Raw genomic sequence first — 16,274 nt, 5'->3', positions numbered from 1 at the left:
TTTGAGCTGGCTAGGACGCGACGGGCTGGGGGCGGGCGCCAGGTTTGGACATCAGCATCGCGCGGTCGGCGAGCTCGAAGGCGGTGCCGAGCGCCTCGCGCAGGTTGGCCGAGGCGCTGACCTCGGCGAAGCCGACGCTCACGCCCACCGGGGTGCCGGGCACGAGCGACTCCCACTCTTCGGCCTCGATGGCCGCGCCGATGCGGCGGCCGACCTCGGCCGCCTCGGCCATGCCGGCGCCGGGCAGGACCACCACGAACTCGTCGCCGCCGTAGCGGGCGACGAAGTCGCCGCGGCGCATGACCCTGTTGATGACGCCGGCGACGCGCTGGAGCACAAGGTCGCCGGAGAGGTGGCCGTGCGCGGTGTTGACCGCCTTGAAGCCGTCGAGGTCGCAGACGCCCACCGTGGCCCGCTCGCCGCGGGCGACCATGGCCGCCACGTAACGCTCGAGGTGGCGGCGGTTGGCCATGCCGGTCAGCGGGTCGGTCAGCGCCTCGTCTTCGTAGCGCGAGACGGCGCGCCGCATGTCTTCGTGGTCGAGGCGGGCGGCGATGCCCTCGACGTACACGTCGCGGAGGCGGTCGCTGCGCTGGGCGGCGAGCCGGAACGCGTGCCGGTCGGCCCGGTGCGCGGCCGCGTGGTCGCCGGCCCGCGCGTAGGTGAGGCTGCGCAGGCGGGCGTGCTCGGCCGGCCCCAGCGTCTCGCTCGACACCGCCACGGTCTCCAGCCGGGTGAGCGCCTCGATCGGGCGGCCGGACGCCATCGCCAGGCACACCTCGCCGAGCATCCGCAGGTCGCGGGCGCGGGCGCCGTCGCCGCCGTCGGACAGCAGCCGGGCCGCCTGGCGTGCGGACTCGGGCGGCTCGCCCAGCGCGGCCCGGCGGGCGATCGCGTACCCGTACGCCGCGCGGCCGCTCGGTCGGAGCCTCGCCGCGCCGTCGCCGTCGAGGAAGCGCTCGGCGTCGGCGGTGATGTCGCGCAGGACGCGCAGGCATCCGTCGGTGTCGCCGTTGTGGTCGAGCGCGACCGCGTTGCGCAGCCGGATGCCGGGCGCCGCGAACGTCTCCGGCGTCACCTCCGCGGCCGCGGCCACCTGGCGCGCCTTTTCGATCGCGCCCAGCGCGTGGCCGTGGAAGCCGAGGTAGGAGTAGGCCATCGCCAGGTCATTCCACGCCACGGCGGTGTCCCAGTCGGCGTCTTCGACCGTGGCCATCGCGCGGGCGCTGTGCACGAGGTGGGTCACGCACCGCTCCAGCGCGCCCTGGTGCTGGGCGGCGAGCGCGGCGAGGGCGTGCAGGTTTCCCAGCAGGAGCGGCTCGCTGAGGTCGCGGATAGCGTCGAACGCCATCTGGACCGCCACGTTGTACTCCGCGGTGCGGCCGAGGTTTATCAAGGCGGCGACCCGCTGCACCAGGGCGTCGGCGCGCGTCAACGGGTCGTCGGTGGTGGCGAGGACCTGGTCGAGCAGGACGCACGCCTCGGCGGAACGGCTGCTTTCTTGCAGCCTGCGGGCCTTTCGGAGCGTTTCGGCCTGGTCGGTGACCTGGTCGAGCCAACTCACACAAGCCTCCTAACCCCCGGAAGACCCCGGCGCCCCCGCGAGCCGTCGCGTCGGCCCGCTGTCCAATGATTATCTCGTGACACGCCATATGGAACAGCCCACGGGAGGGACGGATCGGACACGGGCGTTGCAAGTGATCTCCCGTGCCACAAACGACCTGTCCAGAGTAGGTATGCCATCGGCTCGAGTCGATGCTGAGATCCTGGCGGCGCACGTCCTCGGCGTGCCTCGCGGGCGGTTGGCCCTGATAGATGGCTTTACGGACAATCAGCTCGCGGAGTTCGAGGCGCTCGTGGTCCGGCGCGCGGGCGGTGAGCCGGTGCAGCACCTGGTGGGCAGTGCCGGGTTCCGGCACCTGGAGCTGGCGGTGGGGCCCGGCGTCTTCGTACCGCGGCCGGAGACCGAGCTCCTGGCCGGCTGGGGGGTCACTTTGATAACAGTCGGTGAGACGGTCGTCGATTTGTGTAGCGGCTCGGGTGCGATCGCGCTCGCGGTGGCCAACGAGGTGCCCGGCGCCCGGGTGTACGCCGTCGAGCGTTCCCCGGCCGCCCTGACCTGGCTGCGCCGCAACGCCGGGGCGCGGGCCGCCGCCGGTGACGCGCCGATCCACGTGGTCGAGGGTGACGCCACCGATCCGGCCGTCCTCGCCGACCTCGACGGCACGGTGGGCGCCGTGCTCTGCAACCCGCCCTACGTGCCCGCCGGCGCGCCGGTACCCGCCGATGTGGCCGGCCACGACCCGGAGGACGCGGTCTTCGCCGGCGGGGACGGCCTGGCGGTGATCCGGCCGGTGATCGCGCGGGCGGCGGCGCTGCTCCGGCCGGGTGGGGTTTTCGGGGTGGAACACGACGATTCGCACGGTGCGGCGGTGCCCGCCTTGCTCGACGCGAGCGGATGCTTCACCGACATCGAAGACCATCGTGATCTGGCTGGCCGGCCGCGGTACGCGACCGCCACCCGCGTGGCAGACTGCACACCGTGATGCTCTATGACTGCCGGTCGCTGGCCGACCGCGACCGAGGCATCGCCGCGGCGATCGAGGCGGTCAAGAACGGCGAGCTCGTGGTGCTCCCGACCGACACGGTGTACGGGATCGGCGCGGACGCGTTCACCCCGTACGCGGTGACGGCCCTGCGCGACGCCAAGGGCCCCGGCCCGCAGGCGCCCCCGCCGGTGCTGGTCGGCTCCCGCCACACGCTCGACGGCCTGGTCTTCATGCTGCCCAAGCTGGCCCGCGACCTGGCCGACGCGTTCTGGCCGGGCGCTCTCACGATCATCGTGGAGCACGCGCCGAGCCTCCAGTGGGACCTCGGCGAGACCGGCGGGGCGGTCGCGGTGCGCATGCCGCTGCACCCGGTGGCGCTGGAGGTGCTCCGGGAGACCGGCCCGATGGCGGTGTCGTCGGCCAACAAGCTCGGCCAGCCGGCGGCGAAGACCGCCGAGGAGGCCCGCGAGCAGCTCGGCTACGCCGTGCGGATCTACCTGGAGGCGGGCGCCTCGGTCGACCCCGAGCCCAGCACGATCGTCGACCTGACCGGTGACGTGCCGCGGCTGCTGCGCGCCGGCGCGATCCCGTTCGAAAAGATCCGCGACGTCGCGCCGGAGATCGTGGCCCAGGACGCGGAGTCCTGACGTGCCGCCCTTCACGGTCCTGCATGTGTGCATGGGCAACATCTGCCGCTCCCCGATGGCCGAGCGGCTGCTCGACCGGGCGGTGCGCGAGCGGCTGGCCAAGGTAGGCGCGGCCCCGCCGGCCGAGGAGCTGCTGCACAGCCACAGCGCCGGCACCGGCGGCTGGCACGCCGGCGAGGAGATGAACCCGCCGGCCGCGCGCCAGGTGCGGGCCCGCGGCGGAGACACCAACGGATTCCTCGCCCGCAAGCTCCGCTCAGACCTGATCGACGCCGCCGACCTCGTCCTCACGGCAACGGCCGACCAGCTGGAGTACGTGGTGGCGCTGCGCCCCGACGCGGCCGCGCGCACGTTCGTGCTCGGCGAGTTCGGCCGCCTGCTCGGCACCGTCGACCTCACCGCCCTCCCGGCCGCGGAGCCGACACCCGACGCCGTGTACCACCGGGGGGTCGCGCTGGTCGAGGCGGTCAACTCCGCCCGGGGCAGCTCACCGGCCCTGGCCTCCGACGACCTTGACGACCCGTGGGGCCGCGGCGACCAGGCGTTCACCCGCGTGGCCGACGAGATCGAAGACACCGTCGACCCGCTCGCCCGCGCCATCATGCCGGAGGCGGTCCAGTGACCCGTTTCCACGTCCTCGCGCCGTCCACGCACTCCGGGCTGCTGCGGCTCGCCGACGCGGAGTTCGTGGCCGGGCGCCTGCGCGACGGTGGGTTGGCCGTGCTGCCCACCGAGACCGGCTTCATGCTCGCCGCGCTGGCGACCTCGCTGCCCGCCCTGCGCGCGGCGTTCGACGTCAAGGAGCGTGACTACGCGCACGCCATGCACGTGGCCTGCGCGTCGATCGGCATGGCCGCGCGCTACGCGGAGCTCTCGCCTGCGGCGCGGCGGGTGATGGGCGCTTTCACACCCGGCCCGCTGACGGTGGTGGTGCCGCAGACCGGCGCGCTGCCCGACGAGATGGTCACGCTCGGCGGCACGGTGGGCATCCGGGTGCCGGACCACCCGGCCACGCTCCAGGTCATCGCCACCCTCGACGCGCCGGTGACCGCCACCAGCCTCAACCGCTCCGGCGAGGAGACCCGGCCGTACGACCGGGAGCTGCTGGACGAGCTGCCCTGGGGCGACGCGCGCGACGTGCCGGTGGTGGAAGACAAGTCGGCGGTGCGCTACCCGGCCGCTTCGACGCTCGTGCGCCTGACCGGCCCGGCACCCGAGGTGCTCCGCGCGGGGCCGGTCACCGCGGAGGAGATCGCCGCCGCGCTTTGAACGGTCCGGCCGCCGGCTACGTATCCCAGCCCGTGAAGGTGCTCTGCGCGCTCGCCGCGGCCGCGGTGGTGGTGCTCGCCGTGCCCGGCACCGCCCAGGCACACGGTGCGCTCACCAACCCGGTGAGCCGGCTGGCCGCGTGTGGCACCGAGGGCACGAGCGCCGGCTCGGCGGCGTGCGAGGCGGCGCTCGCGGCGAGCGGCCGGCAGCAGTGGGCCGACTGGGACAATCTGCGCCTGCCGGACGTGGGTGGGCGGGACCGCGAGGTGATCCCGGACGGCAAGCTGTGCAGCGCGGGCATCGACCGGTACGCCGGGCTCGACCTGGCCCGTGCCGACTGGCCGACCACGCGGCTGACGTCCGGGGCGAGCTTCGCGTTCTCGTACGCGGGGACCATCCGGCACGAGGGCACGTTCAAGCTCTATGTCACCCGGGACGGCTACGACCCGAAGCGGCCGCTGGCGTGGTCAGACCTGGAGAGCAAGCCGTTCCTGTCGGTGGCGGACCCGGCGTTCCGCGACGGTGCGTACCGGATGAAGGGGACGCTGCCGGCGAACAAGAGCGGGCGCCACCTGATCTACACGATCTGGCAGAATTCGAGCACTCCGGATACGTACTACTCGTGCTCGGATGTGGTTTTCGTGAAGCCGGCGGCGAAGCCCGCGGCACAGCCCGTGCCCAAGCCGGCGAAGGCGGAGAAACCTACCGCCACGGAGGCGCCTCCAGCTCCGGCATCCGCTCCCGAGCCCGTCTCCAGCACCAGCGCCCTCCCGCTCATCGGCGGTGGCGCGGCGGTGATCGTCGTCCTCGGCGCGCTCTTCGCGGTCCTCCTCCACCGACGGCGATCCTGACGGGCGTGCCGCTGAGAGTTACCTGACAATCCGCCCCAGACGTGGTTTACCGGGGCCTGTCGTGGCAAGTCTTGGCGGGTGCGTGCCCGGTCTGTGCTCTCCAAACTCGTGACCCTTGTCCTCTGCGGCGTGCTCGCCGGCCTGGCCCTGGCCGCGGCGGTCTTCCCCGCCAACGCGGTGCTGGCACTGACCGCCAAGTCAGCCAGCGACGCGTTTCTGGACCTGCCCAGCGACCTGAAGACGCCACCGCCCGCCCAGCGCTCGTACGTCTACGCCAACGACGGCAAGACCCTGATCACCAGCTTCTACGACGTCAACCGCGAAGACGTGCCGCTCGACGACGTGGCGCCGGTCATGCAGCAGGCGATCGTGGCGGCCGAGGACGCCCGCTTCTTCGAGCACGGCGGCGTCGACCTGCGCAGCGTCATCCGTGCCTTCGTCGCGAACGGCTCCGGCGGCAAGGTCGAGCAGGGCGCCTCGACGCTGACCATGCAGTACGTCCGGAACGTGCTCAAGACCGACCCCGGCCTCAGCGAGAAGCAGCGCGAGGAGGCCACCGCCGACACCGCCGGCCGCAAGATCCAGGAGATGCGGTACGCGGTCGCGCTCGAGCAGGAGCTGTCCAAGCAGGAGATCCTCAGCCGGTACCTGAACATCGCGTACTTCGGCGCCGGCGCGTACGGCATCGCGGCGGCCAGCGAGCGCTACTTCGCCAAGGAGCCGGACAAGCTGACGCTCGCCGAGGCGGCCCTGCTCGCCGGCCTCGTGCAGTCGCCCGACGCGGACAGCCCGATCGGCGGCGACAAGGACCGGGCGCTGGAGCGCCGGGCCTACGTGCTCGACTCGATGGCCCGTACCGGGAAGATCACTCCCGCCCAGGCGGCCGAGGCCAAGGCCGAGCCGCTCCGCCTCAAGCCCACCGAGATGCCCAGCGGCTGCACCGCGGCGAGCGACAACACGTGGGGCTTCTTCTGCGACTACGTGCGGCAGTGGTGGATGGCCCAGCCGGAGTTCGGCGCGACGCCGCAGGACCGCGAGCGCAACCTGCTCCAGGGCGGGTACTCGGTGGTCACCTCGCTCGACCCCGATGTCCAGAAGGCGGCCCAGCGCAACGTGCTCGACGTGTACGGGTACGGCAGCGACCGCGCGGCGCCGATGGCGGTCGTCCAGCCCGGCACGGGGCGCGTGCTCGCGATGGCCGTCAACCGCCACTACAGCCTCAAGGACACCACCAACCAGCTGATCGCCGGCGGCGGTGCGATCGACGGGTACCAGGCCGGTTCGACGTTCAAGCTTTTCACGATGCTGGCCGCGCTGGAGTCCGGGCGGAGCCTGGACACCGGCTTCGACGCTCCCGCCCGCTTCGTCTCCCAGTACCCGGCCAGCGGCGAGGGCAGCTGCGACGGCAAGTGGTGCCCGAGCAACGCCAACCCGTCGTGGATGGACGGCTACCGCACGATGTGGACCGGCTTCGGGCGCTCGGTCAACACGTACTTCGTGTGGCTGGAGCAGCAGGTCGGCGCCGACAAGGTGGTCGAGATGGCGCAGCGGCTGGGCATCACGTTCCGGGCCGACAGCGACGCCAACTTCGCGAAGGACAACGCGGCCGGGTGGGGCTCGTTCACGCTCGGCGTCGCGGCCACCACGCCGCTCGACCTCGCCAACGCGTACGCCACGGTGGCCGCCGAGGGCATGTACTGCAAGCCGACGCCGGTGCTGTCGATCACCGACCCGTCCGGCAAGAAGGTGGCCGCCGGTGACCCGAAGTGCGAGCGGGTGGTGAGCGAAGACGTGGCCCGCGCGGCCACCGACGCGGCGCGCTGCCCGGTCGGCGACCAGTCCGCGTTCAGCCGCTGCGACGGCGGCACCGCCGAGCAGGTCTCGCAGATCCTGGGCGGGCGGCCGGTGGCGGGCAAGACGGGTACCTCGGAGGACGCCTCGACGGAGTCGTTCGTCGGGTTCACCCCGGAGCTGGCGGTCGCATCGATCGCCGCCAACCCGGACGACCCGCAGGATCACGTCGGCTCGGCGATCCAGCGGGACGTGGTGATCGCGGTCGCCCGCACGATGGCCTCCGCCCTTTCCGGCCAGCCGGAGAAGGGCTTCACCCCTCCGAGCGCCGGCGCCGCCTTCGGCGGCCCCTAAACTGCCCCAATGAGCGAGCGGAGCGAGCGAATCAGTGGGCACAGCGTTTTTGGAGCCTCGTGCCCGCCCGCAGCGAAGCGAGGACGGGCATGAGCGTTTTCTGGGGGCCTGACTTCGCGGCGCTCGAGGCCACCGACCCGGAGATCGCCGCCGTGGTGCTCGGCGAGCTCGACCGGGTGCGCGGCGGCCTCCAGCTCATCGCGAGCGAAAACCTGACCTCGCCGGCGGTCCTCGCCGCGCTCGGCTCGACGCTGACCAACAAGTACGCGGAGGGATACCCCGGGCGGCGCTACTACGGCGGCTGCGCCGAGGTCGACAAGGCTGAGCAGATCGGCATCGCGCGGGCCAAGGAGCTGTTCGGCGCCGACCACGCCAACCTCCAGCCGCACAGCGGGGCGAGCGCCAACCTCGCGGCGTACGCGGCGCTGCTCCAGCCGGGCGACACGGTGCTCGCCATGGACCTGCCGCACGGTGGCCACCTGACCCACGGCAGCAAGGTCAACTTTTCCGGCAAGTGGTTCGCCACCGTCGGGTACACCGTGCGCAAGGACGACGAGCTGATCGACTACGACGAGGTGCGCGAGCTGGCGCTGGCGCACCGCCCGAAGATGATCATCTGTGGCGCCACCGCGTATCCCCGGCTGATCGACTTCGCCACGTTCCGCGAGATCGCCGACGAGGTCGGCGCCTACCTGCTGGTCGACGCGGCCCACTTCATCGGGCTCGTCGCGGGCAAGGCGATCCCCTCACCGGTCCCGCACGCCGACGTCGTCACGTTCACCACGCACAAGGTGCTCCGCGGGCCGCGCGGCGGCATGATCCTGTGCCGCGCCGGGCTGGCCGAGCGCATCGACAAGGCGGTCTTCCCCTTCACCCAGGGCGGGCCGCTGATGCACGCCGTCGCCGCGAAGGCGGTCGCCCTCCGCGAGGCGTCGCTGCCCGACTTCCAGGGGTACGCGACGCAGGTGGTCAAAAACGCGCAGGCGCTCGCCGCCGGGCTGGCCGCCGAGGGGATGCGGCCGGTCTCCGGCGGCACCGACACCCACCTGGCGCTGATCGACCTGCGCGACGTGGGCGTCACCGGGCGGGAGGCGGAGGAGCGGTGCGACGCCGCCTCGATCACACTCAACAAGAACGCGATCCCGTACGACCCGCAGAAGCCGATGGTCGCCTCCGGGATCCGGGTGGGCACGCCGAGCGTGACCACCCAGGGCATGCGGGAGGCGGAGATGCGGCAGATCGCTGGGCTGATCGCCAAGGCGGTGCGCACCGACCCGGCGGCGGGCGGGCGCACCCTCGACGACGTGCGCACCGAGGTCGCCGAGCTGGTCCGCACCTACCCGGCGTACCCCCGATGACGGCGCCGGCGGAGGTCACGGACGACGGGCGCTGGCGCCTGCGGCACCTGCCCACGCTGCTGGTGACGAGCGCGGTGGCCATCGTGCTCGGTGCGATCGTCGGCGGGCTCACCCGGGGCGGGGCCGGCGCGCTCGGCGCGGCGATCGGCGTCGCCTTGCCCAGCGCCAGCTTCACACTGTCCACAGTGGTGCTCGCCTGGGCCGACAAGCAAAATCCCCGCCTCGTGCTGCCGTTCGGCGTCGGGCTCTACGTGATGAAGTACAGCCTGCTGGCCGGCGTGATGATCCTGGTCGGCACCAGCGACTGGCCCGGCCTCGTGCCGTTCGGCTGGGGTGTTGCCGCGGGGATCGTCGCCTGGACCGGCGTGCATATCTGGTGGCTCACCCGGGTATGGCCACGTTCGCGCGAACGCGCGATCCAATAGGCAGGGCATCGACAAGCGGCTACGGAGTGACCGGCGTCTCATCCAGATGGCGAACACCCGGCGAACGGCGGGCGACTGGAGTGGCGTTGGAGGAGTAGCGTACGGGCACAGACGACTCCAGTCTCTCAGCCGCCCGCACAAGGCTCTTGCGTGGGGGGTGAGTCGCACCCTCAACAATCCTCCCTGATATGGTTCGGCGCGTCATGGCCGGTGACCAATCCCCCCAACCTCCTGACGGCGGCGGTGCCGGGCAGGGGTGGGTGGCGATTAGCTATCTCATCGCGGGCATCGCGGTGTGGGGCTTCATCGGTTGGCTGGTCGACCGTTGGCTTGATCTCGGTGGCATCGCGATCGGGATCGGATCGGTGGTCGGCGCGGCCGGGGGCATCTATCTGGTTGTCCGCCGGCTGGGCGTCTAGAGGAGGGGCAGGGTCTTGAGCACCAGTCTTGCGGCGGAGATCCCGTGGCCGCCAAGCGTCGAAGACTTCTACCTGCCGCCGATCGTCGATGGCACCAACCCCTGGTTCACGAAGGTCACGGTGCTGGTGTGGGTGGCGGTCGCGGCCCTCATCATCTTCTTCCTCGTCACCTACCGTGACCCCAAGCTGGTGCCGACCAAGCGGCAGTGGATCGCCGAGTCCATCTACGGATTCGTGCGTAACAACGTGGCCAGAGACCTGATCGGGCACGACGGGATCCGGTTCGCGCCGTACCTGACGACGCTCTTCTGCTTCGTGTTGCTGACCAACCTTTTCGGCATCATCCCCGGCATCCAGATGTCGCCCAACTCGCACATCGCGTTCCCGGCGATCCTCGCGGTGATCAGCTGGGTGCTCTTCAACTTCGTCGGCATTCGCCAGCACGGCTTCGCGAAGTACATGAAGAACTCGCTTATCCCACCGGCGCCCTGGTTCATCCTGCCGTTGCTGGTGCCGATCGAGTTCATCTCGACCTTCGTCTTCCGGCCGTTCACGCTGGCGGTCCGGCTCTTCGCGAACATGTTCGCCGGCCACATGATCCTGCTGGTGTTCACGCTCGGCGGCTTCGTAATGCTCAACTCGAACGCCTGGCTCGCGCCGGTGTCCGTCGTGTCGTGGCTGATGGCCATCGCGCTGACGTTCCTCGAGGCGCTGGTCATCGTCCTTCAGGCGTACGTGTTCACGGTCCTGACCGCGAGCTACGTCCAGGGCGCGCTCGCCGAAGAGCACTGATCTGTAAGTTCTGTCGTCCCGCGCGTGACCGACACGCCGCGATAACCAGGAGGAAGTACAGCTATGCCACTGCTCGCTGAGGTAACGGGCAGCACCGCCGCCATCGGCTACGGCCTGGCCGCTATCGGCCCCGGCATCGGCGTCGGCCTGATCTTCGCCAGCTACGTCCAGGCGACTGCGCGCCAGCCCGAGTCGTCCCGCCTGACCCAGCCGTTCGTCTGGATCGGCTTCGCCGTGGTCGAGGCGCTCGCCCTGCTGGGTGTCGCGTTCGGCTTCATCTGGGCTGGCTGACAGCCTTCCGAAGGGAGGTTCCCATGTTGGAATTGCTCGCCGCCGAGGGGGCCGAGGAGCACAACCCGATCATCCCGCTCTGGCAGGAGATCGTGGTCGGCACCGTCGCGTTCGCGCTGCTCTGCTACGTGCTGATGAAGTTCGTCTTCCCGCGCATGGAGCAGACCTTCAAGGCGCGGGTCGAGGCCATCGAGGGTGGCATCAAGCGGGCCGAGGCGGCGCAGGCCGAGGCAAACCAGCTGCTGGAGCAGTACCGTGCCCAGCTGGCCGAGGCACGCACGGACGCCGCCCGGATCCGGGACGACGCGCGCGCCGACGCCGAGGGCATCCGGCAGGACGTCCTCGCCAAGGCGCGGGAGGAGTCCGACCGCATCATCGCGGCGGGCAAGGAGCAACTCGCGGCCGAGCGGGCGACCATCGTCCGCGAGCTGCGGGCCGAGGTCGGCACGATCGCCGTCGACCTCGCCAGCAAGATCGTGGGTGAGTCGCTGGCCGACGAGGCGCGGCGCAAGGGCACGGTCGAGCGGTTCCTTTCCGACCTCGAGAGCACCGGGGCCCGCTGATGCAGGGAGCCAGCCGGGAGTCGTACACCGCCGCCGCCGAGCGGCTGGAGGCGCACGCCCGCCGGGCCAACCCGGAGACGATCGCCGGCACCGCCGCCGACGTGCTCGCGGTGGCCGACCTGCTGCGGCGCGAGCCGCGGCTGCGCCGGGCGCTCTCCGACCCGGCCCGCGGCGGCGAAGACCGCCAGGGTCTGCTGTCCGGCCTGCTCGGCAACAAGGTCGGCAAGCCGGCCGTCGAGATGGTCGGCGCGCTCGTCACCGGGCGGTGGTCGGCGCCGTCCGAGCTGCTCGACGCGACCGAGCGGCTGGGCGTGGAGGCCCTGCTGGCCAGCGCCGAGCGCGGCGGCGACCTCGGCGAGGTGGAAGACGAGCTGTTCCGTTTCGGGCAGGTCGTCTCCGGTGACCCGGCGCTCGCCGGTGCGCTGGGCGACGTCGTCGCGCCGCCGTCGCAGCGGGTCACCCTGGCGAAAGCGCTACTCGACGGGAAGGCCAAGCCGGTGACCGTCCGGCTGGTCGAGGTGGCTCTCGCCGGCTTCGGGGGGCGCTCGTTCGACGGCGCGCTGACGAGGCTTGTCGAGCTGGCCGCGGATCGGCGGGACCGCCAGGTGGCATACGTCACCGTGGCCGCCGCGCTGACCGACGAGGAAGAGCGCCGGCTGGGCGCCAAGCTCGCCGAACTGTACGGTCGAGAGGTCTCCGTCAAGCAGGTTGTGCGGCCGGAGATCCTCGGCGGGATGAGCGTGCGGGTCGGCTCCGACCTGTACGACGGCACGGTCCTGCGCCGGCTCACCGATACACGCAACGCGCTCGCGAAGCGCTAAGGCCCGCTTTGTACCACTCGAACCCAGAAGGAAGCTGAGGATGGCCGAGCTGACCATCTCGACGGAGGAGATCCGCGGCGCCCTGGAGCGCTACGTCTCCTCGTACACGCCCGACATCTCCCGCGAGGAGGTCGGCACCGTCTCCGACGCGGGTGACGGTATCGCCCACGTGGAGGGCCTGCCCTCGACGATGGCCAACGAGCTCCTGGAGTTCGAGGACGGCACGCTGGGCGTGGCCCTCAACCTCGACGTCCGCGAGATCGGTGTCGTGGTCCTGGGCGAGTTCGCCGGCATCGAGGAGGGCCAGCCCGTCAAGCGCACCGGCCGCGTGCTCTCCGTTCCGGTCGGCGACAAGTTCCTGGGCCGCGTGGTAAACCCGCTCGGCGCGCCGATCGACGGCCTCGGCGACATCGAAAACGAGGGCTTCCGCGAGCTTGAGCTCCAGGCGCCCAACGTGATGGCCCGCCAGCCGGTGAAAGAGGCGCTCCAGACCGGCATCAAGGCCATCGACGCGATGACCGCGATCGGCCGGGGCCAGCGGCAGCTGATCATCGGCGACCGCAAGACCGGCAAGACCACCGTCGCGCTGGACACGATCCTCAACCAGCGGGCCAACTGGGAGTCCGGCGACCCGGCAAAGCAGGTGCGCTGCATCTACGTCGCGATCGGCCAGAAGGCTTCCACGGTCGCGTCGGTGAAGGGCATCCTCGAAGAGCACGGGGCGATGGAGTACACCACCATCGTCGCCTCGCCCGCCTCCGACCCGGCCGGCTTCAAGTACCTCGCGCCGTACGCCGGTTCGGCCATCGGACAGCACTGGATGTACGCCGGCAAGCACGTCCTCATCGTCTTCGACGACCTGAGCAAGCAGGCCGAGGCCTACCGCGCGGTGTCGCTGCTGCTGCGCCGCCCGCCGGGCCGCGAGGCGTACCCCGGTGACGTCTTCTACCTGCACTCCCGGCTGCTGGAGCGCTGCGCCAAGCTCTCCGACGAGATGGGCGGCGGCTCGATGACCGGCCTGCCGATCATCGAGACCAAGGCCAACGACATCTCGGCGTTCATCCCGACCAACGTCATCTCGATCACCGACGGCCAGATCTTCCTGGAGGCCGACCTGTTCAACCAGGGCGTGCGGCCGGCGATCAACGTGGGCACCTCGGTGTCCCGGGTGGGTGGCGCCGCGCAGGTCAAGCCGCTGCGCAAGGTGGCCGGCCGGCTGCGGCTCGACCTGGCCCAGTTCCGCGAGCTCGAGGCGTTCGCCGCTTTCGCCTCCGACCTCGACCGGGCCTCCCGCAACCAGCTCGAGCGCGGCTCGCGCCTGGTCGAGCTGCTCAAGCAGCCCAACTACTCGCCGTACCCGGTGGAGGAGCAGGTCGTCTCGATCTGGGCCGGCACCGAGGGCAAGATCGACGACGTACCGGTCAACGAGGTGCGGCGGTTCGAGTCGGAGTTCCTCGAGTTCCTGCGCCACTCGTACAAGCCGACCCTCCAGTCGATCGCGGACAACAACTGGGACGACGACATCACGAACGCACTCGACGAGGCGATCGCGAAGTTCAAGCAGATGTTCCTTGCCACGGAGAAGAGCCCGCTCGGTCACGAGGAGGAGGCCAAGGCCCTCGAGGGCGAGCAGGAGCACGAGACCGTGACCCGCTACCGCGACACCCCCACCGAGAAGCAGTAGGGACGATCGATGGCGGCCCAGGTTCGCGTTCTTCGTCAACGGATCCGCTCGGCGAAGTCGATGAAGAAGATCACCAAGGCGATGGAGCTCGTCGCGACGAGCCGCATCGCCAAGGCCCAGGCACGGGTGGCGGCTTCCCTGCCGTACGCCCAGGCCATCACCGGCGTGCTGACGGCGCTCGCGTCGAACGCCAGCGTCGACCACCCGCTGCTGACAGCGCGCCCCCAGGTGCGGCGGGCCGGGGTGCTGCTCATCACGAGCGACCGCGGCCTGGCCGGCGGCTACAGCTCGAACGCGATCAAGACGGCCGAGTCGCTGATGGCGCGCCTGCGAGAAGACGGCAAGGAGCCGGTCCTGTACGTCATCGGCCGCAAGGGCGTGACGTACTACCGGTTCCGCAACCGGCCGATCGAGGCGAGCTGGACCGGCTTCTCCGAGCAGCCGGCGTTCGCGGACGCGCGCGAGGTGGGTGAGACGCTGATCAAGGCGTTCATCCACGGCGCGGACGACGGCGAAGACCACTCCGGTCCGGATGGCGTGCAGGGCGTTGACGAGTTGCACATCGTGTACACCGAGTTCAAGTCGCTGATGACGCAGGCGCCGACAACCCGGATCATCGGTCCTATGGAGGTCGAGGACCGGCCCCGGTCGGAGGGTCTGCTCCCGGCGTACGAGTTCGAGCCGGAGGCGGAGGCGCTGCTCGACGCGCTGCTGCCCAAGTACATCAACACGCGCATCTACGCCGCCCTGCTCGATTCGGCGGCGAGCGAGTCGGCGGCCCGCCGGCGCGCGATGAAGAGCGCGACGGACAACGCGGAAGACATGATCCAGAGCTACACGCGCCAGATGAACTCCGCGCGTCAGGCCGGGATCACCCAGGAGATCAGCGAGATCGTCGGCGGCGTGGACGCGCTCGCCGCGGCGGGAAGTGATGTGTGATGACTGCTCCAGCAGAGACCAAGACCGCCACGGGCCGCGTGGTCCGGGTCATCGGCCCGGTCGTCGACGCCGAGTTCCCGCGCGACGCGATGCCCGAGATCTTCAACGCGCTGCATGTCGACGTGTCGCTCGCCGAGGGTGACAAGACGCTGACCCTGGAGGTCGCCCAGCACCTGGGTGACAACCTGGTCCGCGCGATCTCGATGCAGCCCACCGACGGCCTGGTCCGGGGCGCCGAGGTGCGCGACACCGGCGCGCGCATCTCGGTGCCGGTCGGCGACGCCACCAAGGGCCACGTGTTCAACGCGATCGGCGAGTGCCTCAACCTCAAGGAGGGCGAGAAGCTCGAGATCAAGGACCGCTGGGAGATCCACCGCAAGCCGCCGGCGTTCGCCGACCTCGAGCCGAAGACCGAGATGCTGGAGACCGGCATCAAGGTGCTCGACCTGCTCGCCCCGTACGTGAAGGGCGGCAAGATCGGCCTCTTCGGTGGCGCCGGCGTGGGCAAGACGGTGCTCATCCAGGAGATGATCATCCGGGTCGCCAACAACTTCGGTGGCACCTCGGTGTTCGCCGGCGTCGGCGAGCGCACCCGCGAGGGCAACGACCTGATCCTGGAGATGACCGAGACCGGCGTCATCGACAAGACCGCGCTGGTCTTCGGCCAGATGGACGAGCCGCCGGGCACCCGCCTCCGGGTGGCACTGTCGGCGCTGACGATGGCCGAGTACTTCCGCGACGTGCAAAAGCAGGAAGTGCTGCTCTTCATCGACAACATCTTCCGGTTCACCCAGGCCGGTTCCGAGGTCTCCACGCTGCTCGGCCGCATGCCGTCGGCGGTGGGTTACCAGCCGACGCTGGCGGACGAGATGGGTGAGCTCCAGGAGCGGATCACCTCGGTCCGCGGCCAGGCCATCACCTCGATGCAGGCGATCTACGTGCCCGCCGACGACTACACCGACCCGGCGCCGGCCACCACGTTCGCCCACCTGGACGCGACCACCAACCTGGAGCGGTCGATCTCCGACAAGGGCATCTACCCGGCGGTCGACCCGCTGGCGTCGTCGTCCCGCATCCTCGCCGCCGAGTTCGTGGGGCAGGAGCACTACACGGTGGCGTCCGAGGTCAAGCGGATCCTCCAGCGCTACAAGGACCTCCAGGACATCATCGCGATCCTCGGCATGGACGAGCTCTCCGAAGAAGACAAGATCACGGTGGGCCGGGCCCGCCGGATCGAGCGCTTCCTGTCGCAGAACACCTACGCGGCGAAGGTCTTCACCGGCATCGAGGGCTCCTTCGTGCCGATCAAGGACACCGTCGAGGCGTTCAAGAAGATCAGCGAGGGCGAGTACGACCACTTCCCCGAGCAGGCCTTCTTCATGTGCGGCGGCCTCGATGACCTGGAGCGCAACGCCCGCGAGCTGATGAAGAACGACTGATCCTTCTTTCGGGGTGTTCTGCACCTGTTCGGCCCGAGGCGTCCGCCATATCCGGCGGGCGCCTCGGTCTATGCCGGGCTAA

The 16,274-nt window shown here is 70.7% G+C and carries 17 protein-coding genes; 16 read left to right on the top strand and 1 reads right to left on the bottom strand.

Annotated elements, in window-relative coordinates:
- Positions 1-10 precede the first annotated feature (10 nt).
- Positions 11-1,564, bottom strand: coding sequence for a diguanylate cyclase domain-containing protein (locus tag AC5L36_RS28260; RefSeq protein ID WP_441221645.1), 1,554 nt, complete (start codon positions 1,562-1,564; stop codon positions 11-13).
- Between the two features lie 88 nt (positions 1,565-1,652).
- Here AC5L36_RS28260 and prmC point away from each other — a divergent pair, with 88 nt between their 5' ends.
- From prmC to atpD, 16 genes are all read left to right on the top strand, one after another.
- Positions 1,653-2,546, top strand: a complete 894-nt coding sequence (gene prmC / locus AC5L36_RS28255; RefSeq protein WP_441221879.1) for a peptide chain release factor N(5)-glutamine methyltransferase — start codon at positions 1,653-1,655, stop codon at positions 2,544-2,546.
- Entirely contained in the window at positions 2,546-3,196 is a 651-nt protein-coding gene (locus AC5L36_RS28250) for an L-threonylcarbamoyladenylate synthase (protein ID WP_441221877.1), read from the top strand. The genes prmC and AC5L36_RS28250 overlap by 1 nt, the downstream gene beginning before the upstream one ends.
- 1 nt (position 3,197) lies before the next feature.
- Positions 3,198-3,818: an arsenate reductase/protein-tyrosine-phosphatase family protein gene (locus AC5L36_RS28245; protein ID WP_441221643.1), complete on the top strand. Its 621-nt coding sequence runs from the start codon at positions 3,198-3,200 to the stop codon at positions 3,816-3,818.
- Positions 3,815-4,465 (top strand): L-threonylcarbamoyladenylate synthase, encoded by a 651-nt coding sequence (locus AC5L36_RS28240; RefSeq protein ID WP_441221641.1) that lies wholly within the window; start codon positions 3,815-3,817, stop codon positions 4,463-4,465. Before AC5L36_RS28245 ends, AC5L36_RS28240 begins: the two co-directional genes overlap by 4 nt.
- Complete coding sequence (locus tag AC5L36_RS28235; protein ID WP_441221639.1) at positions 4,462-5,316, top strand: lytic polysaccharide monooxygenase auxiliary activity family 9 protein; 855 nt, start codon at positions 4,462-4,464, stop codon at positions 5,314-5,316. The genes AC5L36_RS28240 and AC5L36_RS28235 overlap by 4 nt, the downstream gene beginning before the upstream one ends.
- Before the next feature lie 78 nt (positions 5,317-5,394).
- Positions 5,395-7,461 (top strand): transglycosylase domain-containing protein, encoded by a 2,067-nt coding sequence (locus AC5L36_RS28230; protein ID WP_441221637.1) that lies wholly within the window; start codon positions 5,395-5,397, stop codon positions 7,459-7,461.
- Between the two features lie 89 nt (positions 7,462-7,550).
- Complete coding sequence (gene glyA, locus AC5L36_RS28225) at positions 7,551-8,819, top strand: serine hydroxymethyltransferase (RefSeq protein ID WP_441221635.1); 1,269 nt, start codon at positions 7,551-7,553, stop codon at positions 8,817-8,819.
- Positions 8,816-9,244, top strand: a complete 429-nt coding sequence (locus AC5L36_RS28220; protein WP_441221633.1) for a hypothetical protein — start codon at positions 8,816-8,818, stop codon at positions 9,242-9,244. Before glyA ends, AC5L36_RS28220 begins: the two co-directional genes overlap by 4 nt.
- A 203-nt stretch (positions 9,245-9,447) precedes the next feature.
- Positions 9,448-9,663 carry an AtpZ/AtpI family protein gene (locus AC5L36_RS28215; RefSeq protein WP_441221632.1) on the top strand — a complete coding sequence of 72 codons (216 nt, stop codon included), beginning with the start codon at positions 9,448-9,450 and terminating at the stop codon, positions 9,661-9,663.
- 15 nt (positions 9,664-9,678) lie between these two features.
- Positions 9,679-10,455 carry a F0F1 ATP synthase subunit A gene (gene atpB, locus AC5L36_RS28210; RefSeq protein ID WP_441221630.1) on the top strand — a complete coding sequence of 259 codons (777 nt, stop codon included), beginning with the start codon at positions 9,679-9,681 and terminating at the stop codon, positions 10,453-10,455.
- 63 nt (positions 10,456-10,518) lie between these two features.
- The gene (locus AC5L36_RS28205; RefSeq protein WP_173039464.1) at positions 10,519-10,746 is read left to right on the top strand and encodes an ATP synthase F0 subunit C; all 228 of its coding nucleotides are present in this window, start codon (positions 10,519-10,521) and stop codon (positions 10,744-10,746) included.
- Between the two features lie 26 nt (positions 10,747-10,772).
- Positions 10,773-11,309: a F0F1 ATP synthase subunit B gene (locus tag AC5L36_RS28200; protein ID WP_441221875.1), complete on the top strand. Its 537-nt coding sequence runs from the start codon at positions 10,773-10,775 to the stop codon at positions 11,307-11,309.
- On the top strand, positions 11,309-12,130 hold the full coding sequence (locus AC5L36_RS28195; protein WP_441221628.1) for a F0F1 ATP synthase subunit delta: 822 nt from the start codon (positions 11,309-11,311) through the stop codon (positions 12,128-12,130). Before AC5L36_RS28200 ends, AC5L36_RS28195 begins: the two co-directional genes overlap by 1 nt.
- A gap of 40 nt (positions 12,131-12,170) precedes the next feature.
- Positions 12,171-13,814, top strand: a complete 1,644-nt coding sequence (gene atpA, locus AC5L36_RS28190; protein WP_441221626.1) for a F0F1 ATP synthase subunit alpha — start codon at positions 12,171-12,173, stop codon at positions 13,812-13,814.
- 9 nt (positions 13,815-13,823) lie between these two features.
- Positions 13,824-14,753, top strand: coding sequence for a F0F1 ATP synthase subunit gamma (locus tag AC5L36_RS28185; RefSeq protein ID WP_441221624.1), 930 nt, complete (start codon positions 13,824-13,826; stop codon positions 14,751-14,753).
- Entirely contained in the window at positions 14,753-16,192 is a 1,440-nt protein-coding gene (gene atpD / locus AC5L36_RS28180; RefSeq protein ID WP_441221622.1) for a F0F1 ATP synthase subunit beta, read from the top strand. Before AC5L36_RS28185 ends, atpD begins: the two co-directional genes overlap by 1 nt.
- Positions 16,193-16,274: the final 82 nt, after the last annotated feature.

The sequence above is a fragment of the Phytohabitans sp. LZ39 genome, from assembly GCF_059359075.1.
Note: the sequence above shows the minus strand (reverse complement) of the source record. Positions and strands in the feature narration are given on the sequence as shown.